We start from the raw sequence: 26,314 nt of genomic DNA, 5'->3' as shown, positions 1-26,314 counted from the left end.
TGCCAACGACCAAAAACAGTCAATCACCGAGAGCAACCAAGATCAATCAGGCGTCTTTCGCAGTCATGTACTTGCTGAAGTTGTTGATATGGTCGTCGAGATTATCCTCGAGCATCATCCGGTACTGCTCACAAAAATACTTCAACATCGCTTCGCGAGCCTGCGCCATTTCCTCGCCTGATTTGAAGTTGCGAGCGCTCACCCAAGCATTGAATCGAGTGGTGCCAAACATCATCGACGCGCTTACCTTGCCAAGGTCTCTGAACTCTCTAAGCTGCTTGTTCGACAGGTTTATATGCGCGTCTGCACGATCATAGAATGCTTCATCGGTCGCATCTGGCATTGCTGATTACCTTTCAATCATTTTCGGAAATTCCGTAATTGGAACACTTCCCGCATCGGCTAGCTACGACACGTAAACGATAAATACCAAGGTTTGACGTCCGCTATTGGCACGAGCCGTTTATCGCGCGGTTGCCCTTCAGCAAGCGTTGAACCTGGCGATAACCTGTTCGGCGACTCACGCGGACTCGGGCGTTTTCCCACCGAGTGATCCCCTAGCCCTCTATCGTTGAATGGACTTCCTATGCATCACCGCATCCATGCCGCTTACCATCAAGCGAAGTTTAGCCGTAGCCGCTGTGCCTGGCTGTTTATCGACGATGTACCTATCGAGGAGTGGCTATACAGTCACCTCGAATACCCCGATCTAGACCTGAATGGTCTTTCATTGATGTGGTTGTTGGACGAGGAAGAAGACGCGCTCGCCCAACGGCGTTTCGCGCCTGCAGAAGACGGCACATCGACGCCGGTTCCGCTGCTGGTCTGCGGCGATGACATGGACTTCGATTGCTTTGTGCTGATGACCGAACAGGTGATTGACGGAGATACTCTGCACTGGCGCCGTTTTGGGTTGAGCGTGTCCAGCGGCCTGGAAGTCGGTATTACCACTCGATGGGACGTCGAGAATCGCCCGATCAGTTTTTCCCTGGCGGACTTTCGCGAGGCGCTGGAGGACTTTTACAGGCTGATGAAAGCCTGAGGGGCTGAGTGAATTACTCCTGCCCAAGTCGAAAGTTTTGCCAAAGAGTTGTCCGCCATTTAACGAAATGATCGAACGCCAGGGTGATGAACCGCAAATGAGCAAACTGGGTTGCAAGTGTGGCCATGTGATTACCGATCAGACCGACAGCTCGCCCTTTAAGGCTAGCCTGCTTCGCGACGAGGTAGAAAATGAATTCTGGAATGAAGTGCACCGTGAGCTCAAACCTCTGATAGAGGCTGCGGAGTCCGGAGACAAGGCTGCGATAGCTGAGGCATTTGGCGAGTTCGCACCCTGGATCAGCGCTACTGACGAACTGCAAGGCCGGATATCCAGCATCTACATCCATCGAATGTCGACTGTCTACGAATGCCAGAACTGTGGACGCCTTTGGGTGCAAAAGGATGCCAGTGACAGATTTGTTTCCTATGTCCCTGAGGAAGGCGCATTTGGGGCGATCCTGGCAGTGGCATCAGGAGAGTCTGAAAATCGAAATTGAGCGCGCGTGATTGGCCGAAAGCTACAGTTGAAATTGGCTGCACTCGGCCAAAAGCAGACCATGGACACGCTGCTAATACGCCAGTAATGTGTGCCCAAGTCATGTCGCTTTACATCCTCACCTCATGTTGCGTTTCTGGCGCGACACTCAAGCCGAACAAGGGTTACACATGGACAAGGAACGTTATCAGACACAAACAGCGGAAAATATTATGCCACTTGTGTCGTCTACTTATAGTCAGGCATAGCCATGAATACCTTCGAAACGCATGAAAAGTTAATTGCCGAAGGCTGCAGCACTCAAAACTTCGCAATCAACAGCATTGGAAGTGACATGTATTGCCTATGCAATACAAATGGTTTTTGGTCAGTTTTTTATACGGAGCGCGGGATAGATCACCCTCCAATATTCAGTTCGATATCCGAAGAAGCAGCCTGTAAATTCTTCTATGACCACATTATGAAAATGGAGCATTGGCACATCGTAGGCTTTTACAAAGACAACAACTTGGCAGAAGCCATGGAATCTAAGCTTTCTAACCTTGGAATCCGATTTGTGCGCAATGACATACCTGCATATCAAGCACAAAATGACCCAAGATTTCGGATATTTATAGTGGGTAAAGATATTTTCAGATTCAAGGATGTATTCGGTGAGCCGTATATCAGTTACGCCTAACAAGGCGCTGAAATCGCTCATTTCATTCGCTGGGACGGCGCGCCGCCGCCCCTTAGCTTACTCGTTGGTCAGCGTCCGCTATGGGTCGGTTAGCGACCACCACGCACTGTGACTGATCCACCCTTGTCCTCCCTCAACCTGGAGGACATGCCATGAACACTATTGCTAAATATCGCCATCAGCCTTGGAACAAGGGAAAGCTTGTAGGGCAGAAAGCCCCGCTCCGAGTCAGAGATATCTGGGCCATCCGGGTCAGACTCCAGCTCGCGGAGAAGACACGGGATCTGGCTCTCTTCAACTTGGCCATCGACAGCAAGCTGCGTGCCTGTGACTTAACCAAGCTGCGAGTACGAGACATAGCGCATGGGGAGCATGTGTCATCACGGGCCATCGTGATGCAGCAGAAAACTCAGCATCCAGTGCAGTTTGAAATTACTGAGCAAACACGAACGGTTCTGGAGGCTTGGATGCATCAGGCCCATCTTTGCAGTGAGGACTTCCTGTTCCCGACCAGGTTGCATGGCTCAGATCATCTCTCCACCAGGCAATACGCTCGAATAGTCAAAGCATGGGTAACAGCCATTGGCCTTGACCCGACCATGTACGGTACTCACACGCTACGGCGAACCAAGGCATCGTTGATCTATCGCAGGACAAAGAACTTGAGAGCAGTCCAACTCTTGCTTGGTCATACGAAGCTCGAAAGCACTGTCAGGTACCTGGGCATCGAGGTCGACGATGCTCTGGAAATGGCAGAGCAGACAGAAGTCTGACCATCCACTGCGACGGTCTAGGCCAGACCGTCGCTATCCGACCCAAAGCGGCCGTTGAGTCCTCGCAGAATATGAGCCTAAAGCAGCCAGATCTGCTCCAAGCGGAACAGAGGTCATGGCAGTTCTTTAGCTTGCTCGCGCTGAGCGACGCTGGCGAGACACTGTTCGATGAACTGAAGCTCCTGGTCGAGCTCGACCGCGCGCTTTTCCAGAGCTTTCAACGCCGCCTGGTGCTCCTGCTGCACCTCTTCTGGCGCCTTGGCGAGTCTGGCAAGCTTGCGCTGCCTCCACGCGATATCACCGTTCAGGTCGGCAAGACATTTGACGCCTGATTCTCTCTTCTTAGCTGTAAATAGCTGGCACTCCAAATAGCGGATGGCGTCGTAGATTTTAAAGACCTCACTGCTAGTTTTTGAGTGCACGAAGTTCAGGCTGCCCTCGTTGAAGGCATGGTGCTCCTGGTTCTGCCCACCCCAGTTGACCAGGTCATTCTTGATGAAATTGAAATATGACAGGTCATAGTCAATGAACGGTTCCACCAGCGAAAAGGTGTGTTCCAGGCTGACCTGCAGGTACATGCTCTTCTTGAGCTGTGATTTATTAAAGTGCGCGGTTACTTTGACTTCATTTTCTATGCAGAACTCAAGCACCATGGATTCGAACCAGATACGACAATAGAGCAGCGCTTGACGCACATCGAATACCGAAAGCGCGGCAAGAATTTTCTCCTGGAAGCTGCCCACGTGATCAATGACTAGAATGCCTTTGTTCGTATAGCTGAGAACATTACTGGTGTACTGAACCTGCTGAGCATGACGCTGGGCAATAATACAGAAACGCTCCCAGAAAAGACGGTCATGGGTGGTGACGACCATTTGGATCCGGCGCAGGTAAGCATCGCTGAAGAACAGGTCGATGATGTTCGATCGGTGATCGGTGTCGATCGCATTGACGACGTCATCGAATACGATGAGCGGGAAGTTGTTCTTCTCAGCCATCGCCAAGAGGATGGACAAACCCAGCGCTCGCAGATGCCCTTCGCTGAGCACCGCAAACGCATCAAGGAATGATCCGTCCACGCTGGTGATCTTGATCCGATAGCTATCCGCCTGGCGGTCGAAGGTCAACGACGCGATCTGCTCATGGTCATCGTCGTGGTTGTTGATCGCGCGGTAGTACTCAGCAGCCTTGGCTTCGATCCCGGTGATTCGCGCTTTCTCCAGCTCAAGCTTGTAATCCAGCAGGTCGCGGTACAGTGTTCGGTACTCAGCTTCCAGATCCTTGAGCAACTGGTTGAAGTGGCTATTGTCGACTGCATCGTTGAGCAATGCCGCTTTTTGCTTTATCAGGTCTGCCATCTGGTCGTTGGCGACCTTGAACTCGCTTATCGCCAGTTTTTTTCTGTCGAACTGCAGCTTCAGCAATTCGTCAATTTCTTTCAGCTGCGTCACCCGTTCTTCGAGGCGGGCTGCCTGCGCGTCTGCCTGGCCAACCTCCCCAAGCTTGCGCTCACAGGCGCGCAAGTAGTCCTCGATCTGATCTGCACTCCGCGCGCAGAGCTTCAGAAACGAGTCGAGAACGGACGGCGCCACTTCCGAGCGATCGGTAGCGGCATGGAACTTTGCAAGCTCCACCTCCAATTCGTCCATGTTCAGTGGGCAGGGAACATCGGCGTGCTCATTGCCTTTCACCGCGCCGATTCCGGTCGCGACTCGTGAAGCCCAGAGCGCGATCCGGGCGTCATTTCTCTGCCTGGATTGCTTGAGGGACTCCAGTGCACCCAACGCCTTGATCTGCTCTCGCGCCCTCTCGAACGGGTTCATCACCACCTGGTCGAGGGGCGTCAGGCATGCGGGACAAGTTTCCCCGACCTGCAACTGTTCGATGGTCACCAATGCCTCATATACGGCGCGATAATTGACCTCGCTGGCCCTCTGCAGAAACACCTTCTCGATATCGGCTCTGCGGTGGAGCAAGCGCTGAGCGATGGCACAGATACGCCTGACCTGCTTTAGCGGTATAGCGAACGGGGCCTTGGCGGCTCGCAGGCGCTCAGCGCCACGAATATGCATTTCGACCGTGTCGCGCAGCCGCAAGACCTTTCGGCGCACATCGAAGTCTTGGTCGGCCCTCAACCCCAGCAGCCTACAACTCTCGGAAATCGATGCATGAAGGTCTGCCCTGTGATTACGCCGCAGCTGGCCCAGGCTTACCCGGGCACGTTCCAGGGTGTCCAGTGCCTCGGCTTGATCAGCACGCATGAAGGCTTTGAGCGAGAAGCTTTCAGGCCGGACGAACCGAGAAATGACCTCCTGGAGTTCTTCCAAACCAAACAAGGTGGCCAGGACATCGCTCTCGGCACTGCCAGTATCCTTGGAGCCCAGCAACGAAAATTCTTGAAGACGGTTCCGATCAATGAAACAGCCCGACCAGCTGATGCTTCGCTTGACTGGTAACTTGTCTGTTCCCATCAGCATGAGCTTGGGCTTCACCTCTCCCCGGGCGATGTACTGATTGATCTTAGTCTTGCGCCTGGCCGCTTCTTTGATATCGCCAGTGGTGCCGATTTCCAACGCCTCGCACAACGATGATTTGCCGCCGCCATTGGGTGCGTAGAAGATGTTCTTCAGCTTGCTGAAGCGAATGAAGGTGCCTGTGTCGTCAGGGCCAAATTCTCCAAAGCCTCGGAAGTTTTTTACGCGAAGGTAGTCCAACGTGCCGAGTCCGAACGGCGGTATTCGATCCAGTTCTGGCTTGCTGTCGAGCACCTTTTTGAAGCGTGCGGCGATGCGCTGATAGTTGCGACCCAGCAACTGGTCAGCTGCCGCTGTGATGTGCGTTTTGATGTGGTCGGAATAGCGGCCCTTGCCTTGGTTCGCCTGGTACATGCACCAGAGCAGCACGAGGTAAGCGTCACTGCGTCCTTCAAGATTCTGCCTGGCAAAACTCAAAAGGTACTGGCTCATCGCGCCTCCTCCCTGATACGCATGAGCGTAGCCGGACTGAAATCAGAAAGCCATTATCGCCAAGCCAAGTGTCGAGGCCCTTTGCTATTGTTGAGCTCTGCCGATCTGGGCCTGGTACCTCATAGGATTCAGCTCTGCTTCTTCATAATGTTGCTCGTTCCGGCCACGTCCCATCAAAACCAAGGGGACGACCAATAGACGCGACCTGCTAGGGGGAGCGGGACGGAATCTGTGATGAACTATGCCGGGGAGCCATAAAGACTTGGCGTCTGAGCTTACACAGGCGATTGTCCGCTATGGGGGGATTCTGTTGAAAAAGTAGCTCCCCTATTTGGCCTGCGGCAAAATTGCTGCATTGGCCAGCAGGGAAGCACGCAGCATGATGGGACAGTTATCGAGTGGGCAGGAGCGACTGTTTTACTCGTTCAACCTTGAAGATCACATCCCAGCCAATCACCTTTTGCGCAGCATTGATCAGTGTCTCGATCTAAGCGACCTGCGCCATTACCTCGCCGATTTCTACAGCCCGATTGGGCGTCCGTCGATTGATCCCGAACTGATGATTCGCATGCTGATCGTGGGTTATTGCTACGGTATTCGCTCCGAGAGACGGCTGTGCGAAGAGGCTCACTTGAACCTGGCGTATCGTTGGTTCTGCCGGTTGAGCCTTGAAGATGAAGTCCCTAATCACTCGACCTTTTCCAAAAATCGACATGGCCGCTTTCGGGACAGTGATCTGTTTCGCTGGTTGTTCAATGAAGTGCTGCGTCGCTGCATGGACGCAGGTCTGGTCAAGGGTGAAGGATTTGCCGTGGATGCCAGCATCATCAAAGCGGATGCGAGTCGGCAGCGCGGTGTACCAGGTGATGAACCGGTCAACTGGAGCGATCCGGCCCTGAGTACCCGCGCCGTGCGTGAGTACCTTGAAGCTCTCGATGAAGAGGCTCTGGCCGAAACGCTACCGAAGCGCCTGTCGCTGACGGATCCTCAAGCCCGCTGGACCGCAGCTCCAGGTGGGCCAGCGTTCTACGCTTACTCCACGAATTATCTGATCGATACCGAGCACGGCGTGATCATGGATGTGGAACCCACACCGGCTCATCGAACGGCGGAGGTTGAGAGCACCAAGACGATGATCGAACGAGTCGAAGCGCAATTCGACATCAAGCCGGAACGCCTCATCGGCGATACCGCGTACGGCACTGCGCCGATGTTGGCCTGGATGGTGGAGGAAAAAGACATCGAGCCGCATGTGCCGGTGTGGGACAAAACCGAGCGCAAGAACGACAGTTTCTCGAACAGCGATTTCCACTGGAATGAAGAGACTGAGGAATACCGCTGTCCGGCCGGCAACGCATTGCGCAGCGAATGGCGAGCCTTCAAGAATGAGCGTTCACACGTCACCAAGGCCAACACCATCATCTTCCGATCCCGGCAGGCCGACTGCGTTGAATGTCCGATGAAAGCCCAATGCTGCCCGAACACTGCGTTCCGTAAGATCGCTCGCAGCGTCCATGAAGCCGCGCGTGATGTGGCTCGGCAAATCGCAACGACACCTGCGTATGTGCGCTCTCGCCACGAACGTAAAAAGGTCGAAATGTTGTTTGCCCACCTCAAGCGCATCCTGAAATTGGATCGCCTGCGCCTACGTGGCATGAGTGGCGCGACTGATGAATTCACGCTGGCCGCTGCGGTGCAGAACCTGCGACGTCTGGCCAAATTTACCTCTCAAGGGCCACCGGTCACGGGATAGGTGCGTCTGCACGAAACAAAAACCCTAAAACCAACCCAATAACCGAGCGGCAAAGCTCAACGAAGGGCCGAAAAACCACTCAATGTGGTGAGTAGGTTCTCCAGTGCTGGTCGTGCCTGAGTTCAGGCCAGCTGAAAATCCGACTTTTTCAACAGAATCGGGGGATTGCAGACCTTCGCAAGAGGCAGAAATTGGCTGTTAGCTGCCGCGCCTGACCGGTTGAATCGACAGCCAGAAGCAGACATTCGAGAATCGTGCGCTCGCAGCCATGTTATGGTCAGAAACCGAAAAGTAACGCATGGAAATCAAACATGGATTTGGTTCGGCTCGTACCTGCGGCATACCACACAACGGACAGCTACTGGCACCTTCTCAACGCAGAGGATGGCTCAATTTATATTCTCGTCGAGTGTGAAGCGTCTTTTGTGAGTTACGAATGCCTGATCAAGCTCAACGACGAGGAATTGCGTGACTACCAGGGCTTGGGCTGGCTGTCCATTCAGCACCTGGCTAACCGAATCAATTACTTTGTCGATGATTACAACGGTCGACGAATTACGGGGCCTTTGCTCGAAGAAGCCATTCAGGCGTCGAAGCACTAGTCATCCCAAGACATCTGGCTAATGTTCGTCAGTCCGCAACTGGATGACGCCTAAGGGTCGATTGTAGTCCTTGGCAAAGGCAGAAATCGGCCAATATTGAACTGCCTGAGTCGCACGCCAAATCGGATAATTGAATTGAAAAAATCGTCGCTGCAGTTAACGCAGTTGCCGTGGTGTTGCGTTCAGCATTTTTTTCATCAGTCGCCGCAGGGATGTGGGATCTCTGTATCCAACTTGTTCGGCAATGGTGTCGATTGAGTATTTACTGTTTGCCAGCAGTTCCCGGGCTTTATTGGCCTGGACACGCTGGATCAGCCGCAACGGGCTATATCCGGTGGCCTTGTGGATGTGTCGAGACAAGGTCCGCTCTGACAGACCAAAGTCGGATGCGAGTGTGCTGACGCTGATAATCGCCGGTAGCGAGGCTTCAATATGAGCTGTCAATTGTGCGATCAATTCGTTCCCCTGAGCCATCATTGCCGGAACCATAAAAGGCGATTGCAGTTGCCGACCATCGATCAGTAGCGCCCGAGCAACGCCATCTGCCAAAGCTGGGGAGAAATGGCTTCGCAGAAGATGCAACATCAGATCGCTATGACCTAGCGCTGCACCCGCAGTAATCAACGGCGGATCGAGGATTACCATGCGCTCGGCATCTACCTGGCACTCCGGCGCCCACTGCTGGAGTAAGGGTGCCATCCACCAAGAAGTGGTTACACAGCGCCCAGCGAGCAGGTTTGCAGCCTGTAGCACGAATACCGCAGAACATGATGCGGCTACGTTACCCCCGGCCTGCACATGCGCGCGTAATGCCGGAACCAGCAGAGCGATATCCGCCTGTTGTAATCGGTGCTCGATCATGGGGGCGTCAGCCACTCCGATGCCGGGGATGATCCAGCAAGAGCGGTCATCAGGGTTGATAGCCAAGGGCTGAACCGCAATCTGCATACCGTGGCCGAGCGTCACGCAATCCGTGTTCACCCCACAGACTTGCCAGCGAGGTACAGCGGAGCCCAGTCGCTGGGCGAGTACGGCCGCCGTTGAAAGGATATCCAGAGTCAGTGCGACACTGGAGGCAAAGGCGCCAGGAACTACCAGAATCGTGAAGTCATTCATTGGCTGATTATGCACGAAAGATGTCGAATCGGTCGCTGGTTGCAGTGGTCGAGGGCTGACTTAATAACGCTTCCATTTCATCGAGCGTTAACCTGTATGCCAAATATCCTGATCAAGGTGCCTCAAGGTTCTTTTACTTGCGAACAACGGGCACTGCTGTGCGAAGAGATTACGAAAGTGGCCATCGCGGTCGAGCAAATCGGCGACGATCCACGTCAACGGGGCCTGTGCTGGACTCTCATTGACGAAGTGGCTTCTGGCTCCTGGACATGCGGCGCAGTGGATATCAGCGCTCAAGCCATCCCCTGCATTGTGCAGGTTAAGGTTCCCGGCGGTGTGCTGAATGAGGCCATGCGAAGCGACTATGTGCAGCGTTTGCATCAAGCAGTAACCCGGTCGCAAGCAGCGGACGACCTGCGGATCATCATGACTTCGATCATCCTTGATGAAGTCAGAGATGGCTTCTGGGCAGCCAACGGAGCGATTTGGCATTTGGCCGATTTCATTCAGGCGGCTGGGTACCGACATCTGCAAGGGCAGGCGGAGCAGTAAGGTATTACAGCTCGCAGGACATTTGTCGCACCACTGCGAGTGGTTGCTATAGGGCGTTTTCAGTCGGTCGCGGCCGGCTGAAAACGGCCATTTCCGGTCAACCGTGACAGATACGCCAGCAGGCCTTGCTGCGGCTCCAGATTTTTGCCTGGAGTGGGGGACGAGCATATCGGATTAACATTCCAACATTCTCAATGTCACATCTATCACATTTCATGTCGCAGATAATTGAGAACCTGCGACAGACTCACGTGATGTCACAAAGCCTTTACTGTCAAGCCCGAGTGAGTCGTCGCATAACTTAGAAGTTATGCGACAGTTTTTTAACGCCGCTACACCAGTATCAAAGCGCAAGGTCAATCGTAAAAAGTGAACTCACTCATCTTGAACGCTGCGCCCACGGCCACCCCTAAATTCATACGTTCGTTAGTCATCATCAGCCATATGACCATGCGAGGGGTGTATTGCCGCTTACCTCACGTAAATTCCCGAGACGGCTCCCCATTAATATGTATGGCTTGAGTGAGGCAGTAGCCGCGATTTCTGACTGCGCGAAAGAGATGCCGTCCTCCTGCGTTTTTCTTGAATTTTATTTGCAGTCTACTCAAACTCATCTCCAGGCCGCGATAGAGCTCAGGATCTCTCCCAATACTGCTAATTAGCTCTGCTCTACTGATTACGCGTTCCTCCTTGAGGAGCATGTTTTTTACAATGATGCCCTCAATATTTGTTAAGTGTATTTGAATGGCGTCGTCGAATAAGATTCGATTATTTATATCGAGCTTCCAGCATTGAGGGTGTTGAAGTGATGTCTCTGCAAGTTTTGTCATGGTTTCTGATTATAAAATTCATGAATGCAACAAAAAACAAATCGCAAAAACATTACTTATTTTTGTCTTCCGCAATGTAGTTCTAGGGGGCGTATTTTTAAGTGTGAGTTCTATTAAGGTGAGTGCACGGTAGGTCGTGGGCTTTCAGTAATATATTTGTAGGCTGGGCATTAAGCGCTTACTAATAGAATTGGTTTTTTAAAACTCTTAATTATCCAGATTCAACGTTGAAGCAGGTAATCGTAGGATGTATCGATCAGCCGTGGCTTGATCGACCGGTCACTCATTGTCTCTTCTCCATTCGTGGGAAATGCGTGGATTTCTCCATAGGTGTTTCGCACCCGTGAGAGCCCTGGGCTTGCTGCGCAGGCTTGAGGAGGAGTTTATAGACGGGGCGCGCGCCAGCCTTTCATTTGGCGACAGCGCTTTTTCATTTCATGACAAACCATAACCTTTGGTTGATCTTACAATGCACATAGCATTGTTTGAGTCAGTTTTTGCGTGGTGGTCATGCCCCTCTCCAGACGTACCAATATGTCGTCAGTGGTGTGCAAATTCGCGGGCGGGGTCTGAGAGTACGAAATCCTGAGGGGTCAGCTTTGGGCCATTCTCTGCCGGTCATGTCCGCGAAACGTGCTGGTCAAATCCGTTGCAAATGACTGGTCAGGCCGAATGTAAATGGGTGGGCAAGTCTGTGCAATTACTCAGAGAACGCGCCAAGGGCTTTGGGGGCATTCGGCGAAATGATTTGTTACCTGGGTACCATTTTTCACCCATTTGGGGCGCACTGGGCCATTTCGTAGCGCACGGTGAGTACCACGCTGATCTATAGATCAGCGTCTCTTGAGTCGAAAATCCTTTCCAATTAAGCGCTTGAAGCAGTGCTACGCAGCCTGGCACGGTTTCTGCATTTTTGAATCCGTGGATAATTGGATACAAAACTGCAAAAGGTGACTTTATGCAATTCGCTCCCGCTTACATTGAGCGTCAGCCCCTGACCGCCGAGGAGGAGGCTTACAACTTTCTGCTGGAAGCGATCTGTGGCGGTCGTTACCGCAAAGGCGACCGGTTGATCGCCGAGGACATCGCCACTGAGATCGGCATGAGCCGCATGCCGGTGCGCGAAGCCTTCCGACGCCTCGATGCTCAAGGCCTGGTGACCTTGCGGCCTAACCGCGGGGCGATAGTCAGCGGCCTGAACATCGACGAACTGCACGAAGTCTTCGAGATGCGCAGTGCCCTCGAGGGCCTGGCCATCCGCGTCGCCGTGGCCAAGATCGGTGAGCGTCAGCTGGCGGCTCTGGAACGCATGCTGGACGAGATGGATGACTACCGCGACGAAAGCGCGGAATGGGTCAGCCGTCATCGGGCTTTCCATGAATACCTGTGCAGCCTCAGCGGCCGTCCGCGTTTGATGAAGCAAATCTCGGCCCTGTACTCGTTGATCGAGGCGCCCATGCGCCTGTGGCTGCAACACGGTGAAAAGCCCTTGAGTGCCCGCCAGGAACACGCGGTGATCCTTGATGCCATTCGCTCAGGCGATGCCGACCAGGCCGAGTCGGTGGTGCGTCAGCACATCGAGGGCACAGTGCCGGCGCTGATTCAGTTCCTGCAATCGGAAAAATAGAATCGGGCTCGAGCCCGACCGTGTGTTGACTTTGAGTACTGCCCCGTTACTAAACAACTGGAGTGTCTGGTCATGCATAAACGCCGTGTGTTGCTTGCTGCTGTATCCCTGGGACTCTGCGCACAGTGGGCGTTCGCCACACCCCAAGTGCCGGAACGACTGCAAAAGGCCGAAAAACTCACGTATTGCTCTGGCATGGACTCGCCACCCTTGGTGTCTTTCGATGAGGCGCAAAAACCCAGGGGCCTGACTGTCGATCTGGGGCTGGAAATCGCCAAACGGCTCGGAGACAAACCGGTGCAATGGCGGGTCATTCCATTCTCCGGGTTGCTGCCGGCATTGCTCGCCCAGCAGTGCGACATGATCGTTGATCAGCTGTTCGACAAGCCCGAACGCCGGGAAGTGATCGACATCGTCAACTACATGTATTCCAGCCAGTCAGTGGTCGTTCCCAAAGGCAATCCCAAGGGCATCAAAACCCTGGATGGACTGTCTGGGCACAAGGTGGCAGTGCTCAATGGCTCCACGATCAAAACCTTGTTGGACGCCGAGAACGAAAAGCTCACCAAGGCCGGCAAGACACCGATGAAACTGGTGGTTTACAACAGTGACACTGACGCCTTCCAGGCGCTGCGTATCAGTCAGGTGGACGCTTACGGCACCACCGTAGAAACAGCAGGTTACTACGCCGCAATGGCGCCTGATTTATTCGAGGAGGGGGTGCCAGCCTTCAGCCGGATTCTCACGGGTTTAGGGACCCGCAAGGATGATTCCCAGCTCACCACCGCAGTACAGCAGATCATCAGTGACATGCGCAGTGACGGCAGTTATGTGCAGTTGTTGAGCAAATGGCATGTTTCCAGCGACACACTCGACTGAGGCGAGCGCTCGATGAATTTCAATTGGGATGTGTTCTGGCAATACCTTTTGCAGCCCAGCGGGGTGTACCTCACTGGGCTCTGGTTGACCTGCCTGATCAGTGTGCTGGCAATGGTGTTGGGCTGCGTGCTTGGGCTGGCAGCGGCGCTGATGCGTCTGTCGCGCAACCCGTTGCTCAACCTGCCGGTACGGTTCTATGTGTGGCTGATGCGCGGCACTCCGCTGTTGGTGCAAATCGTTTTTCTCTATACCGCATTGGCGGCCGGCGGCATCTTCCGTTTCGAGGACGTGGAACTGTTTGGTTTGGTGGTGCCGGGCAATATTCAGGCAGCGATCATCGCCCTGGGCCTGAACGAAGGTGCCTACATGGCCGAGATCATTCGTGCCGGGATCGGCGCTGTCGACAAGGGACAGTATGAGGCTGGGCGTTCGCTGGGCATGACCTTCGCCAAACTGATGCGGCGTATCGTTTTGCCTCAGGCGTTCCGGGTCATCGTTCCGCCGTTGGGCAACGAATTCAACGTGATGCTCAAGAATACGACGCTGGTCAGCGTGATTGGCGTGCAGGAGTTGCTGCTGAGTACGCAAATGGTCACGTCGGCGACATTCCGGGTATTTGAACTGTACCTGGTGGTGGCGATTTATTTCCTGCTGCTGACCACCCTCTGGGGTTTCTTCCAGCGTTGGCTGGAAGCGCGTTTCGGACAGTCCGATCGACCCGCACCGCCAGCGGCCGGCAGTCGCATGTTTGGCCGCGGCACGCTCAAATTGCTGAGAGGGCGTTAAGCATGGCGCACAAAAGTGAAGAACTGATTATCGAGGCCCTGGACATTCATAAGTCTTTTGGCGACCTGGAGATTCTCAAGGGGATTTCCTTGCAGGTGCGGCGCGGTGAAGTGGTGGTGTTGATCGGTGCATCGGGTTCAGGCAAGACCACCTTCATTCGCTGCATTAATCTGCTGGAGGACATTCAAGGCGGGCGCATACGCGTCAACGGTCGCTCCATGGGGTATCGCGAGCGCGCCGACGGCAGCCTGGTGCGCGACTCCGAGCGCAACATCGCTCGCCAGCGTCGGGACATCGGCATGGTCTTTCAACGTTTCAATCTGTTCCCCCACATGACCGCGCTGGAAAACATCATTGAGGCACCGATCCAGGTGCTCGGCGTGCCACGCGCCGAAGCGTTGGAACAGGCCCGGGCCTTGCTCGCCCGGGTCGGCCTGGCGGACAAGGCCATGCATTACCCGTCGATGTTGTCCGGTGGACAGCAGCAGCGCGTGGCAATCGCCCGGGCGTTGGCGATGAAACCTCAAGCCATGCTGTTCGACGAGCCCACCAGCGCCCTGGATCCGGAAACCGTCGGCGAGGTCCTGCAGGTGATGAAGCAGTTGGCCGATGACGGCATGACCATGGTAGTGGTCACCCATGAAATGGGTTTTGCCCGGGAAGTCGCTGATCGCGTGGTGGTTCTCGATCAGGGCGAACTGATTGAGCAGGGTCCGCCGGAGCAGATCTTCAGTCGACCGACACACCCGCGAACTCGGGCCTTTCTCAGTCGCGTGCTGTGACCTTCTCAGTCAGGGTTTTTTACCCGGCAATGGAACCGGATACCTGCGGCCATTGAATCTTTGTTTGGAAGAGCTTTTGCCATGTTGAAATTTTCTGCCCACGAATATCCCTATCCGTCGCAACGTCAGAGTGTGTTTGCCCGCCGTGGCATGGTCGCGGCTTCACAGCCACTGGCCGCCGAGGCCGGCATCGAAATCATGCGCAACGGCGGCAATGCCATTGATGCCGCGATCGCTACAGCGGCGGCGCTAACGGTAGTTGAACCCACCGGCTGCGGCTTGGGCGGCGACGCCTTTGCTCTGGTCTGGAGCAAAGGCCAATTGCACGGACTGAACGGCAACGGCCAAGCGCCGGCGGCACTGACGATCGATGCAGTCAAGGCGTGTGGTCACGAGCGGATGCCGCTTTATGGCTGGACGCCGGTCACGGTGCCCGGTTGTCCTTCGGCCTGGGCGGAGTTGTCCAGACGGTTCGGCAAGCTGCCCTTTGCCGAGTTGCTGCAGCCCGCGATCAGTCTGGCCCGGGAGGGCTTCCCAGTGTCGCCGGTGGTCGCCCGACAATGGCAGACTGCTGTGGATGAATTCAGCCCCCATCGAGACCCGGTGCTAGACGCCTGGTTCGACACGTTCCTGATTGATGGCCGTGCGCCAAAGGCCGGTGAATTATTCCGCAACCCGGCGCAAGCCCGAACGCTGGAAGAACTGGCGGACAGCGCTTGCGAAAGCCTCTATCGCGGCGCTCTGGCTCAGCGGCTGGATGCCCATTCCCGCGCCACCGGCGGCTACCTGCGAGCCAGCGACCTGCAGGACTATCGCGCCCAATGGGTGGACCCGATCAGCATCAATTACCGCGGCTACGATGTGTGGGAAATCCCTCCAAGCGGGCAAGGATTGGTGGCCCTGATGACCCTGAAAATCCTTCAGGGTTTCGACTTCGATCACCGAGACAGCCAGCAGACCTGGCATCGTCAATTGGAAGCCATGAAGCTGGCCTACAGCGATGGCCTGCATTACATCACCGATCCGCTGCACATGCGTGTGGCGGTGGCTGATCTTCTCAGCGACACCTATAGCAGCCAACGCCGTGAACAGATCGTTGATCAGGCTCAGCAACCTGATCCCGGCGATCCTCACGCCAGCGGTACGGTGTACCTGGCCACGGCAGATGCGCAGGGCAATATGGTGTCCTTCATCCAGAGTAACTACCACGGCTTCGGTTCTGGCGTGGTGCTGCCAGACAGCGGCATCGCCTTGCAGAACCGTGGGCAGGAATTCAGTCTCGACCCTGACCACGCCAACTGCCTGGCACCGGGCAAAAAGACCTTCCACACCATCATTCCTGGCTTCATCAGTAAAGGTGACGCGCCGGTGGGACCGTTCGGCGTCATGGGTGGCTACATGCAGCCCCAAGGCCATGTGCAGATGGTCATGAACCTGGTGGATTTTGGTCTCAATCCTCAAGCTGCGCTGGATGCACCGCGATGGCAATGGCTGGGAGGCATGAAAGTCGGCATCGAGCAGGGGGCGTCGAGGGACTTGGCCGCTTCGCTGGCCCGGCGCGGACATAAGGTTCAGGTCGATTGCGACCTGATCAACTATGGCCGAGGGCAGATCATCATCCGCGACCCGGACACCGGTGTGTTGTGCGGCGGCACCGAGCCGCGGGCCGATTCCCATATTGCTGTGTGGTAACGGGTAGCTGAAAACAAACGAAGACGACTCGGTCTCTTCTGCGTGAGAAATACGCTGTGCATCCGTGCGCGGAACTGATGCACAGCGTGGCCTCGCGTGTTCTCTAGCCTTCTTCGACTGGACGTGGTTGGGGCGCGGTAGGTTCAGTGGAGATTGCTGGGGCTTAGAGGGGCTGCTCGCTCGCATCCCCAGAAACGACAAAGCCCTGAAAACACTTCAAAACCACTGATTGCTAAAGCAATCAGGATCCGAAAGTAGCTCACTCGGTCGAAGGGACGGATGCTTTGCTGCCCAAGCGGATCAGCTCATTGGAAAAACACAGGCCGACGATGATCAGTACCGCTCCTGCGTACAGGCTTTCGCGCGGTACTTCATTGAGCACCACAAACGCCAGCAGCGCGGCGAACAACGGCTCGGTCAGCATTGCATTGATGACGATCCCTGTCGCTGATTTGTCGTTCGATAGAATGCCGCCCCATATCGATGGGACGTTTACTCCCATGCATCGCCGTGAAGGAGTGCTGAAGCGGATGGTTGAGGTGATTGCGGGTGGCGAGAAAAACGACTTTGGCCTTGGCAATCATCGGAATATGCTCGGCGAGCTCGATAAATCAAGTCAAGGCCTTGAAGGTAGTCAGATACGGCAACAGCGTTAAGCCACTTACTCCTTCCGGGCAGATTCCGGAGCAGGGATAATGCGCCTTTCCCACCAATCGGGTGAATCAATCGCCCAGCACAAGCAGCCGCCTGGACTCGGCTGCCACCACTACAGGAAGGAGCTTTTACATGTCATACCGGCTTGCCATTTTCGACTTTGACGGCACGCTCGCTGATTCCTTTCCGTTCTTTGTTTCAGTGTTCAACCAGGTCGCTGACAGGCACGCATTCAGTCGAATTCACCCGCAAGAGTTGGACGGTTTGCGCAAGCAGGGGGCTCGGGAGATCATGGCTCATATCGGAATGCCTCGCTGGAAGTTGCCTCTGGTGGCGCGAACCTTCATGAGCTTGATGAAGAAACATCGAAGCTCGATCCCACTGTTCAATAACATTGCAAATACCCTCGCCCATCTTGACGAGAGAGGACTGATTCTGGCGGTGGTATCTTCTAACTCCCAAGAAAATATCAAGCAAATTTTGGGCTCCAGCTGTCAACATATCCGGGCCTTCGAGTGCGGCGCCTCCATTTTCGGCAAGGCGTCTCGCTTGCGCCGGGTCATGCGCAAATTCGACGTGGCGCAAGAGGAAGTTATCTACATCGGCGACCAACCTACGGATGGTGAAGCAGCTGCGACTGCCGGTATCGCCTTTGGTGCGGTCGCCTGGGGGTATGGAGCATATGATGCATTCCACAGTCTTCAGTCCCATGAGTGGTTCGCCGATGTGAGCGAATTACGGCGACTGGCAGGAAGTGATACGCACCTTGAGTCATCCGCAAGTTTATAGGCTTGACCATTGAGTGGCGATTTCAGTCGATTTCAACAATCAGCCTCTGGCCGAAAGCTGTCAGTGGTGAGGGGAAACTTTCGACCCAAGGCAGCCGTTGAGACCTATGTGTTGTCGCTTTATGTTATTCGTTTTCATGGAGGATTCTGACTGATGGCACGCGTGGGATTGATACTGACACCCGGTTTTGCGGACTGGGAATATGCTTTCATTGCAGGAACTGCATCCCCGTTCTACGGGATCGACGTTAGGTTTTTCGCCTCTACTACGGGACAGTTCCGCTCGCAGGGTGGATTGGCAGTAACTGTGAATTGCAGCTTGCAACAATGCCTGGACTGGAAACCGGACGTTGTTGTCGTCATCGGTGGAATGATCTGGGAACGTGCAGATGCACCGGATATTCGGGACTTTCTTCATACTAGTCGTTCAAGTGGCGCGACAATTGCCGGTATCTGTGGGGGAACGCTGGCACTTGCGAGAGCCGGGCTTCTCGACACGGTTTCTCATACCTCGAACAGCGCTGACTTTTTACAACAGAATGCCGCAGGTTATGAAGGGTCCTCGCTTTATCGACGCAGTCCAGTAGCTGTGGTTGCTGACCGCATCATAACTGCGCCAGGTCCTGCTCCCGTTAGCTTTACCTGCGCAGTGTTCGAAGCTGCCGGGTTATCTTCAGAGATCATTTCTCAGTTCAGGTCAATGTTGGCAGCAGAACACGGGTGACCGCTTCGTCCTGAAAAAACAGCCAACCAGGTGATGTGCTCGAGTGTCCGCTCTTGGCCGATTCTGTTGAAAAAGTCGGCTTCGGTTTCCACGGCAGAAAAGTACGTGCCTGAGATTTAAATCTGTGTTTTGGGCAGAAGGTTCAGGACTCGGATTTCAATCTCGGACGCGTACTTTTCTGATGCGCAAACCAAGGCCGACTTTTTCAACAGAATCGGCCCGAAAGCTTCAAAAAAATGCCCGGACTTAGCCGGGCTCGTTAAAAAAAATTCAGCGCGAATCCACCTCTTTCGCGATCTCGACGGATGATTTTTCCCTGCGCCTCTGAAGCCAGCTATAGAACGCATGTACCGGATGGAGGACGGCGGTAAGCACGCCAAGCAGCAGGATGATGAAAATGATGATCAGCGGGATGCTTTCGTGCGAGAACATGGTGGGTTACTCCTGTATTCACTATGTCGGAACCCACAGGCTAGACGCATAGAACAATGTTTTTGATGAACGTATATTCATCCTCGGGTTCGTCAATTGTGCTACGGAGAGAGTCGCCAAACTGATTATGAATGTGCTTTGTACGGTGGCTGTGGCGAGGCCGAGATCTACTGCTTAAGCATCAAACTGCGCCATAGGATCACAGTTGGTGCTACAGGCACGACGTCCGTTTGCTGCGCTTCCGGTTTCGGCAACTCTAGTGTCGTCAACTCGCTCAGCCCGGATGAAGAATGCTGGCGTGCTAAAAGTTTGTCGGGCTCTTCGGTCGACTCATCGATAGGCGGCTTAGTCATTTGATCGAAACAACGACCTTGCCTTTGGCTCGTCCCTGCTCGACATACTTCAACGCCTCTGCCGTTGATTCAAAGGGGAAGGCGCGGTCAATCACCGGTTTGATGATGCGGGCCTCGATGAGCGCGGTTATTTGTTGCAGTTGGGCGCCGTTGGCCCGCATGAATACAAACCTGTAGCTGACGTCTTGCTTGCGGGCCTTGCGCCGAATACCGAGGCTCAGCAGGCGCATGATTTGCTTCAATGGCCAGGACAAATCTTGCTCCTGTGCGAACTGCGCAGTGGGTGGCCCAGAGATGGAAATGAGCTGGCCACCTGGCTTGAGCACCTTGAGTGACTTCTCCAGGACATCGGCGCCGAGACTGTTCAACACTACGTCGTAGTCGTGCAAGACACTTTCGAAGTTCTGCTGTTTGTAGTCGATCACCAAATCGGCCCCCAATGCCTTCACCCATTCGACATTCGCAGTGCTGGTGGTTGTAGCGACAAACGCACCGAGGTGTTTGGCGAGCTGGATGGCGAGGGTGCCGACGCCGCCGGAGCCGGCGTGAATCAGCACTTTCTGACCCTTTTTCAGTTGGGCGGTTTCGACCAGCACTTGCCAGGCGGTCAGTGCAACCAAGGGGAGGGACGCGGCTTGTGCCATGCTGGTATTGGCAGGTTTCAGGGCGATCGCGTTCTCGTTCACGGCGATCAATTCGGCGAACGTGCCGATCCGCGCTTCCGGTGGGCGAGCGTACACTTCGTCTCCCGGTTTGAAGCGTGTCACCTTCGAGCCCACCTCAATCACGACGCCTGCCAGATCGTTACCCAGGATCAACGGAAATGAGTAGGGCAGGATCAGCTTGAATTCGCCTTTGCTGATCTTCGAATCCAGCACGTTGACACTGCTGGCGTGTACCTCGATCAAGGCGTCGTGGGCACCCACTGCGGGGGCGGGCGCTTCGCCAATCCGCCCGGGGTTCTTGCCATAGCGATCAATTAGAAATGCTTTCATCGTGGTGCAGCTCTTTTCGGTTGTAAGGAGGGTAGCCGGTGTGTTGCGGCGTTGCTGCGCCGTGTTGTCAGGCATCGAGGAACGCCTGCGCCTTGGCCACAAAGTCAACGTGGTGTTGGAAAATACCGCCGTGCCCGGCATCCTCATAAATCACCAGTTGTGCGTTGGGGATACGCTTTGCCAGTGCACTCGAGTTAACGCTGGGCACCATGATGTCGTTGTCGCCGTTGACGATCAGCGTCGGCGTCCGCAAGCGTCTGAGGTCTTGTGGCGCCTGTTTGCCCCACGCAGTGATGGCTTTCAACTGCCGCAGGAAAGCGCTGGGCGTCGGGCCTTTGTCGCGATTTTTTTTGCGTGCTTTCAGGCGTTGTAAATACTGCGAGGCGGATCGACGACCATTGGGCGTCGAAGTAAAGAACAGGTAGAACTTCGGATCGCGCCAGGTCAGCAAGCCTTTGAGCATCAATGGCCATGTCACCGAGCCGACCTTGTCGATACCGCTGCCGCCGGCTGGTCCGGTGCCGGTCAGAATCAAACGCCGCACCAAATCAGGCGCCTTCAGGGCGATGTCCTGAGCGACGAAGCCGCCGAGGGAGAAACCGAGCACATCAACGGTTTCCAACCCCAGCGCATGAATCAGCTGGATGGCATCGTCAGCCATTTCGCCGACGGTCAGTGGTGCGCTTCCGCCAGAGCCGCCGATGCCGCGATAGTCGGTGGTAATGACGCGTCTGGTTTGTGCAAGGCCATCGATGATCGCGGGGTCGAAGTTGTCCAGCACCGCGCCCCAATGGTTGAACAGTACGAGGGGCACACCGGTTGCTTGGCCGGTATCGCGATAGGCAAAGGGAATGCCGTTGACCGTGATCGACTGGTTCGTCGCGTTGATGAACGACGTCTGTGAACCCGAGGGCGTACTTGTCTGCGTTGAATTCATTGCTACTCCGGACAGTGGCCGGGTTCGATGCAGTGCCTTGCGCCTGCATCGAATCCGGCGCGGATACTCGCTACCAAAAGATCACGGTTGGGTCTGGTAGCGCTGGGCGACTGCAGACTGGCGGATTTGCCCCAGCAGGCCCTGACGTGCTCTCTGCAGCTCATCCCAGCGTTCCGCTTCGTGCAGCGGCGGGATGGTCACCGGTTCACGACGATCAAAACCGACTAGGGCGGCATCCACCAGATCGCCCACTTCCATGATTTCGCTCAAGGTGTTGATGTCGACGCCGGAGCGATCCCAGATCTCCGTGCGGGTGGCGGCGGGCAGCACGGCCTGCACGTAGACGCCCTGAGGCGAAAGTTCCAGGCTCAGGCCCTGGGAAAGGAACAGCACAAATGCCTTGGTCGCACCGTAGACTGTCATGCCGAACTCCGGCGCGAGACCTACCACCGAACCGATGTTGATGATCGCGCCGTCGCCTGCCTTGGCCAGGCGTGGGGCGATGGCGCTGGCGAGCCGCACCAGCGCCGTGGTGTTGAGGGCGACCAGTTGCGCAACGCTGTCGGTGCTCTGGTCGATGAAGTTACCGGACAGCGCGGCGCCGGCGTTATTGACGAGGATGCCGATGCGGGCGTCGTCGCGCAGGCGGCTTTCAACGGTTGTCAGATCGCTGAGTTGGGTCAGGTCCGCCGCAATGACATCGACGGCGACGTCGTGTTCGCTGCGCAAGCGCGCTGCAAGTGCATCCAGGCGCGCCTGATCGCGGGCGACCAGTACCAGATCGTGGCCGCGTTGCGCGAAGCGCTCGGCGTAGACCGCGCCAATGCCGGTGGAGGCGCCAGTGATGAGAACAGTAGGGCGAGTGCTCATGGGTTATCTCTCTTTCAGGATGTGAGAAACAGAAAGCGCGATCACTGATGGCTCAGCTTGCGATAGCGCTCGATTCAGCCAGCGTCGGGTAGTCGATGTAGCCAGCCGCACCGCCGCCATAGAGGGTGGCGGGATTGAACGCGGACAACGGCGCGCCACGTTTGAGGCGCTCCACCAGATCCGGATTGCCAATGAACGGGCGACCGAAGGCGATCAGGTCAGCCTGGTCTTCAGCGAGTTTCGAAGTCGCCAGGTCCAGGTCATAGCCGTTGTTGGCGATGTAGGTGTTTTTGAAGCGCTGGCGCAGGGCGCCGAAATCGAAGGGCGCCACGTCGCGCGGGCCACCGGTCGCGCCTTCGACCACGTGCAGATAAACCACGTCGAGGGCGTCGAGTTGTTCAACGACGTAATCGAATTGCGCCTGCGGATCGCTGCTGGATACGCCATTGGCCGGCGAAACCGGAGACAGGCGCACACCGGTGCGATCCGCGCCGATTTCATTAACGACCGCCGCCGTCACTTCGAGCAACAGGCGCGCACGATTCTCAATCGAACCGCCGTAAGCGTCGGTACGCAGATTGGCGCTGTCCTTGAGGAATTGATCCAGCAAATAGCCGTTTGCACCGTGAATCTCCACACCATCGAACCCGGCGGCGACCGCGTTTGCCGCGGCCTGGCGGAAATCGGAGACGATCCCCGGCAGTTCGCTGATGTCCAGTGCGCGCGGCTCGGAGACGTCTTCAAAACAGTTGTTGACGAACACTTTGGTGGCGGCGCGCAGTGCAGAAGGGGCCACAGGAGCGGCGCCGTTTTCTTGCAGATCAACATGCGACACGCGGCCGACATGCCACAGTTGCAGAAAGATTTTTCCGCCCTTGGCATGGACGGCATCGGTCACGGTGCGCCAGCCGTCTATCTGCTTCTGCGTGTAGATCCCGGGGGTGTCCTGATAGCCCTGGCCCTGTCGGGAAATCTGCGTGGCTTCGCTGATCAGCAGGCCGGCGCTGGCGCGTTGGCTGTAATAGGTGGCCGCGAACTCGCTGGGGACGAAGCCCTGGCCTGCGCGGTTACGTGTCAGCGGCGCAAGGACTACCCGGTTCGACAGCGTTAGGCTGCCAAGGGTGTAAGGGGTGAACAGATTCTGATTGGTCATCTGGTATTTCTTCCGTGCCCGTTGATGGAGATCGGTGTTGCGTGCAATTAGGATGATGATCGAAATCTAAACTGTCAACGGTTTTGATTATGACCAGCATCTATGTATGATTGGACGCATGATTTTCCGGTAAACACGAGGTATTGCACGTGAGAGTGACCAAGGCCCAGGCGCAGGCCAATCGAGAGCACATCGTTGAAACGGCCTCAGAGCTGTTCCGTGAGCGCGGCTTTGATGGCGTCGGTGTGGCGGATCTCATGGCGGCTGCCGGTTTCACCCATGGAGGCTTCTACAAGCACTTCGGGTCGAAGGCCGACCTGATGGCCGAAGCCTCGGCCTGCAGTCTTGCCAAATCGCTGACAGGCGCCCAAGCGCTCGATGTTCCGGGCTTCATCAACGTCTATGTGACCCGAGAACATCGGGACGGACGTGGCAGCGGTTGCACCATGGCCGCGTTGTGCAGCGACGCGGCGCGTCAATCGGATGATGTGAAAACGACATTTGCCGAAGGCATTGAACACACCCTGCAAACGCTGGGAGAGAAATATCCGACGGGACCGGATGCCGAGGCGGGAGAGGGGAGAAAGAAAATGATCGACCTGCTGTCTCGCGCTGTCGGCGCGATTATTTTGTCGCGTGCCTGTCCGGATGATTCTGCACTCGCGGATGAGATCCTTGAGGTTTGTCGCGCTGAAATGTTGGCTTCGTTGCCGGTCGATGAAGTTGAACCGGTGTTGAAGGAAGATTAATTCAAAGCGTGAACGGCCTATTCGCGCGATCAAAATACGCTACACGGTTTTTTTGACCCATTTGATTTGAGCGGGATTTGTAGAAAACCAGCTAAGAAATTTAGCTATATATTAGTTTTGCTATCCTCTTTGCGGTCAGTCATGCGTCGTCTGAATAAGGAAACTTCTATGACTACTGCACATGTTTTCATCGCCATCAGTCTAGATGGCTATATCGCCAGGTCCGACGGTGACATTGACTGGCTATTGCAGCGCGATGATCAGAGTGAGGATCACGGCTACCTGGGCTTCATCGCCGATAAGGATGCTATCGTGATGGGGAGGGGGAGCTATGAGAAAGTGCTGACCTTCGACACTTGGTTCTACGACCTGCCAGTAATCGTGTTGTCTCAACAGTTGGCCGATTCACAGGTGCCTAATGCGCTAGAGGGGAAAGTGCGTTTTTCCAACCTCACTCCTTCAGACCTACTGGCGGAACTGGCGAGGCAAGGTGTGCATCGAGTCTATGTCGATGGCGGGCAATTGGTGCAGTCATTCCTGCGTGACGGGTTAGTCGCCGATATGGTGATCACCACTGTTCCCGTGCTGATTGGGTCGGGAAGACCATTGTTCGGGGCCCTTACGCAGGACATTGAATTGAAGCTAGTAAATAGCCGGTGTTTTCCTTCCGGTCTAGTGCAGTCAACCTATCAGTTGGTTCCTTGATTTTCCGGAGGGAGGTCCGATCCAAAACGCTGGGCGCTCTGGTCGCCAAGATGGCCAAGGAGCATGCTACATTGCGGCCGTAGCGCCGGAGCTGGCAAAGCATGTTTTCAGCCATATCGACCAGCGCGCCGAATCCGATATGAACCTACTGACGCGTTTGGCACGTGAACTGGGCGCCGTGGCGAAGCCGGTCGACGGTCGCCTGGTAGTGGTGCCTAGGGGGGGGCTCAGACCGTCACCGGCGCGGCGCTGCCGACCGTCGTGATTTGTGATCCGGAAAACAGTAGCGGCCGGGTCACGATCCAAGAGCGCAACGACTATCAGTTGGTGGTCGCGTATTGGTTCAACGAAGCCGAGCAGCGCAAGGTGCCGGTAGTCACGGGCATAGTCGCCGGGGCGGTGTCGGTGTACGGCAATGCCCCGGACAATGCCGGTGAGGCCAACGAGGACGCCGACAGTCAGGCGGGTCCGCGCTACATCATCCGCAAGACACATACGGATCAGAAGAGCGCCCAGGAAGCTGCAACGGCGCAACTGAAGAAGCTGCAACGCGGCAAGTCGACCATGTCCATCACTCGGCCGCTGACGCCTGGAATGGTCGCCGAGGGGCGGATCGATGTGCACAACCATCGCGCCAGCGCGAACAGACTTTGGCAGGTCGAGTCGGTCATGCATGTCATTGGTTCGGGCGGGGTGTCATCGTCGGCGGCGGAATGTGTGACGCCAGCGTGAGGCCGTCGGGGGAGATCAAGGGACCTACTCGGCCACCGTACGCGGCCCCATGCCGCCCCGAGAAGGAGTTCCAACGCTTGTCTTAGCAGTTGATGGAGATCTTGCAGGCGCCGGTCTTGTAGTCAGGGTTGTCTTTGTGGCCGCAGCCCTGCAGCCCGAAGGGGGATCGGGTCGAGCCATGGCGTACCGGTGATGACCAGCTTGGTTAACGCCGTAGTCGGAATCTTTGCAAGCTCCGCTCGCTTGAGAAACCTCCCGAGTCACCTCGAAGAGCATAGAGGCTTGCCCTGTAGATGGCCGTTCTTCGAGAGCAACCAAAACTCCGGATTTTTTTATAGGCCCATTCCCAACCCCGAGACTTGGTCTTTTCGGCAGGTGTTAATTTCACTTCAGAGCCTCTAGCAGTGGAGTTTGCCGGGATCATAGCAATGTGCCTCTGTTAGAAAAGCGTCAAATAATAACCTTTCATGTATCAGGGTTAATACATATCCGGCGCTTGGTCTTTAGGAGGAAAAAACACGCTGATTACTCGGTTTTTTGGCTGGTGCGTAAGGGCAGGGGCAAACTAGGGGCTTGGGGTTCAGGTCGGCAGAACGCCTGGAAGGGAGGGCACTACTGTCGGAAAATGTACAACCTGGTGTCCCT

Annotated in this window: 26 protein-coding genes and 1 pseudogene; 18 read left to right on the top strand and 9 right to left on the bottom strand. The window is 55.6% G+C overall.

The window, feature by feature from the left end; genetic code table 11:
• Positions 1-46: 46 nt before the first annotated feature.
• Positions 47-343, bottom strand: a complete 297-nt coding sequence (locus AC1DQM_RS06370) for a DUF3144 domain-containing protein (protein ID WP_111453444.1) — start codon at positions 341-343, stop codon at positions 47-49.
• A 243-nt stretch (positions 344-586) separates the two neighbouring features.
• Here AC1DQM_RS06370 and AC1DQM_RS06365 point away from each other — a divergent pair, with 243 nt between their 5' ends.
• From AC1DQM_RS06365 to AC1DQM_RS06350, 4 genes are all read left to right on the top strand, one after another.
• Positions 587-1,042 carry a hypothetical protein gene (locus tag AC1DQM_RS06365; RefSeq protein WP_111453445.1) on the top strand — a complete coding sequence of 152 codons (456 nt, stop codon included), beginning with the start codon at positions 587-589 and terminating at the stop codon, positions 1,040-1,042.
• A gap of 97 nt (positions 1,043-1,139) precedes the next feature.
• Positions 1,140-1,541, top strand: a complete 402-nt coding sequence (locus AC1DQM_RS06360) for a hypothetical protein (RefSeq protein WP_225602808.1) — start codon at positions 1,140-1,142, stop codon at positions 1,539-1,541.
• Positions 1,542-1,790: 249 nt separating this feature from the next.
• Positions 1,791-2,219 (top strand): SPOR domain-containing protein, encoded by a 429-nt coding sequence (locus AC1DQM_RS06355; protein WP_111453447.1) that lies wholly within the window; start codon positions 1,791-1,793, stop codon positions 2,217-2,219.
• Positions 2,220-2,371: 152 nt separating this feature from the next.
• Positions 2,372-2,992 carry a tyrosine-type recombinase/integrase gene (locus tag AC1DQM_RS06350; RefSeq protein WP_018930310.1) on the top strand — a complete coding sequence of 207 codons (621 nt, stop codon included), beginning with the start codon at positions 2,372-2,374 and terminating at the stop codon, positions 2,990-2,992.
• 113 nt (positions 2,993-3,105) lie between these two features.
• On the opposite strand, the gene AC1DQM_RS06345 is transcribed toward AC1DQM_RS06350, so the two are convergent.
• Positions 3,106-5,958, bottom strand: coding sequence for an AAA family ATPase (locus AC1DQM_RS06345; protein WP_018930311.1), 2,853 nt, complete (start codon positions 5,956-5,958; stop codon positions 3,106-3,108).
• A 379-nt stretch (positions 5,959-6,337) separates the two neighbouring features.
• On the opposite strand from AC1DQM_RS06345, the gene AC1DQM_RS06340 reads away from it, so the two are divergent.
• Together AC1DQM_RS06340 and AC1DQM_RS06335 are read left to right on the top strand one after the other, a co-directional pair.
• Positions 6,338-7,711 (top strand): transposase, encoded by a 1,374-nt coding sequence (locus tag AC1DQM_RS06340; RefSeq protein ID WP_138867247.1) that lies wholly within the window; start codon positions 6,338-6,340, stop codon positions 7,709-7,711.
• A 425-nt stretch (positions 7,712-8,136) separates the two neighbouring features.
• A complete protein-coding gene (locus AC1DQM_RS06335) occupies positions 8,137-8,313 on the top strand; it encodes a hypothetical protein (RefSeq protein ID WP_173861154.1) in 177 nt (58 codons plus the stop codon).
• A 156-nt stretch (positions 8,314-8,469) separates the two neighbouring features.
• Here AC1DQM_RS06335 and AC1DQM_RS06330 read toward each other — a convergent pair whose 3' ends face one another.
• A complete protein-coding gene (locus tag AC1DQM_RS06330; protein ID WP_064617065.1) occupies positions 8,470-9,429 on the bottom strand; it encodes a GlxA family transcriptional regulator in 960 nt (319 codons plus the stop codon).
• Positions 9,430-9,525: 96 nt separating this feature from the next.
• Here AC1DQM_RS06330 and AC1DQM_RS06325 point away from each other — a divergent pair, with 96 nt between their 5' ends.
• The 6 genes from AC1DQM_RS06325 (at position 9,526) to AC1DQM_RS06300 (ending at position 16,577) form a co-directional block, all read left to right on the top strand.
• Positions 9,526-9,981 carry a tautomerase family protein gene (locus tag AC1DQM_RS06325; RefSeq protein ID WP_138867248.1) on the top strand — a complete coding sequence of 152 codons (456 nt, stop codon included), beginning with the start codon at positions 9,526-9,528 and terminating at the stop codon, positions 9,979-9,981.
• Between the two features lie 1,788 nt (positions 9,982-11,769).
• Complete coding sequence (locus AC1DQM_RS06320) at positions 11,770-12,438, top strand: GntR family transcriptional regulator (RefSeq protein WP_018930317.1); 669 nt, start codon at positions 11,770-11,772, stop codon at positions 12,436-12,438.
• Between the two features lie 72 nt (positions 12,439-12,510).
• Positions 12,511-13,317 (top strand): ABC transporter substrate-binding protein, encoded by an 807-nt coding sequence (locus tag AC1DQM_RS06315; protein WP_007941906.1) that lies wholly within the window; start codon positions 12,511-12,513, stop codon positions 13,315-13,317.
• 12 nt (positions 13,318-13,329) lie between these two features.
• Complete coding sequence (locus tag AC1DQM_RS06310) at positions 13,330-14,103, top strand: amino acid ABC transporter permease (protein WP_086946256.1); 774 nt, start codon at positions 13,330-13,332, stop codon at positions 14,101-14,103.
• Between the two features lie 2 nt (positions 14,104-14,105).
• Complete coding sequence (locus AC1DQM_RS06305; protein ID WP_018930320.1) at positions 14,106-14,885, top strand: amino acid ABC transporter ATP-binding protein; 780 nt, start codon at positions 14,106-14,108, stop codon at positions 14,883-14,885.
• Between the two features lie 81 nt (positions 14,886-14,966).
• Positions 14,967-16,577, top strand: coding sequence for a gamma-glutamyltransferase family protein (locus tag AC1DQM_RS06300; RefSeq protein WP_138867250.1), 1,611 nt, complete (start codon positions 14,967-14,969; stop codon positions 16,575-16,577).
• 259 nt (positions 16,578-16,836) lie between these two features.
• Here the strand turns inward: AC1DQM_RS06300 and AC1DQM_RS06295 are convergent.
• Positions 16,837-16,998 (bottom strand): annotated as a pseudogene (locus AC1DQM_RS06295) (DMT family transporter); the annotation flags it as partial.
• A 79-nt stretch (positions 16,999-17,077) separates the two neighbouring features.
• Between AC1DQM_RS06295 and AC1DQM_RS06290 the strand changes: the two are divergent.
• The 3 genes from AC1DQM_RS06290 to AC1DQM_RS06280 all read left to right on the top strand — a co-directional run bounded on the left by AC1DQM_RS06290 (position 17,078) and on the right by AC1DQM_RS06280 (position 18,743).
• A complete protein-coding gene (locus tag AC1DQM_RS06290; RefSeq protein WP_155944828.1) occupies positions 17,078-17,233 on the top strand; it encodes a hypothetical protein in 156 nt (51 codons plus the stop codon).
• Positions 17,234-17,363: 130 nt separating this feature from the next.
• Complete coding sequence (locus AC1DQM_RS06285; protein ID WP_018930324.1) at positions 17,364-18,020, top strand: HAD hydrolase-like protein; 657 nt, start codon at positions 17,364-17,366, stop codon at positions 18,018-18,020.
• A 153-nt stretch (positions 18,021-18,173) separates the two neighbouring features.
• Entirely contained in the window at positions 18,174-18,743 is a 570-nt protein-coding gene (locus tag AC1DQM_RS06280; protein WP_111453858.1) for a DJ-1/PfpI family protein, read from the top strand.
• 270 nt (positions 18,744-19,013) lie between these two features.
• Here the strand turns inward: AC1DQM_RS06280 and AC1DQM_RS06275 are convergent, their stop codons facing one another.
• The 5 genes from AC1DQM_RS06275 to AC1DQM_RS06255 form a co-directional block, all read right to left on the bottom strand.
• Entirely contained in the window at positions 19,014-19,175 is a 162-nt protein-coding gene (locus AC1DQM_RS06275; RefSeq protein WP_018927603.1) for a hypothetical protein, read from the bottom strand.
• Between the two features lie 349 nt (positions 19,176-19,524).
• Positions 19,525-20,523, bottom strand: a complete 999-nt coding sequence (locus AC1DQM_RS06270; RefSeq protein ID WP_138867252.1) for an NADP-dependent oxidoreductase — start codon at positions 20,521-20,523, stop codon at positions 19,525-19,527.
• Positions 20,524-20,590: 67 nt separating this feature from the next.
• Entirely contained in the window at positions 20,591-21,460 is an 870-nt protein-coding gene (locus tag AC1DQM_RS06265; protein ID WP_138867253.1) for an alpha/beta fold hydrolase, read from the bottom strand.
• Positions 21,461-21,541: 81 nt separating this feature from the next.
• Positions 21,542-22,330, bottom strand: a complete 789-nt coding sequence (locus AC1DQM_RS06260) for an SDR family NAD(P)-dependent oxidoreductase (RefSeq protein ID WP_138867254.1) — start codon at positions 22,328-22,330, stop codon at positions 21,542-21,544.
• A gap of 52 nt (positions 22,331-22,382) precedes the next feature.
• Positions 22,383-23,483, bottom strand: a complete 1,101-nt coding sequence (locus AC1DQM_RS06255; protein ID WP_138867255.1) for an alkene reductase — start codon at positions 23,481-23,483, stop codon at positions 22,383-22,385.
• Positions 23,484-23,632: 149 nt separating this feature from the next.
• Between AC1DQM_RS06255 and AC1DQM_RS06250 the strand changes: the two genes are divergently transcribed.
• The 3 genes from AC1DQM_RS06250 to AC1DQM_RS06240 all read left to right on the top strand — a co-directional run bounded on the left by AC1DQM_RS06250 (position 23,633) and on the right by AC1DQM_RS06240 (position 25,669).
• Positions 23,633-24,232, top strand: coding sequence for a TetR/AcrR family transcriptional regulator (locus AC1DQM_RS06250; RefSeq protein WP_026331592.1), 600 nt, complete (start codon positions 23,633-23,635; stop codon positions 24,230-24,232).
• A 168-nt stretch (positions 24,233-24,400) separates the two neighbouring features.
• The gene (locus AC1DQM_RS06245) at positions 24,401-24,937 is read left to right on the top strand and encodes a dihydrofolate reductase family protein (protein ID WP_018927610.1); all 537 of its coding nucleotides are present in this window, start codon (positions 24,401-24,403) and stop codon (positions 24,935-24,937) included.
• Positions 24,938-25,198: 261 nt separating this feature from the next.
• On the top strand, positions 25,199-25,669 hold the full coding sequence (locus AC1DQM_RS06240) for a hypothetical protein (protein WP_138867256.1): 471 nt from the start codon (positions 25,199-25,201) through the stop codon (positions 25,667-25,669).
• Positions 25,670-26,314: the final 645 nt, after the last annotated feature.

The sequence above is a fragment of the Pseudomonas sp. 01L34 genome, from assembly GCF_056400265.1.
Note: the sequence above shows the minus strand (reverse complement) of the source record. Positions and strands in the feature narration are given on the sequence as shown.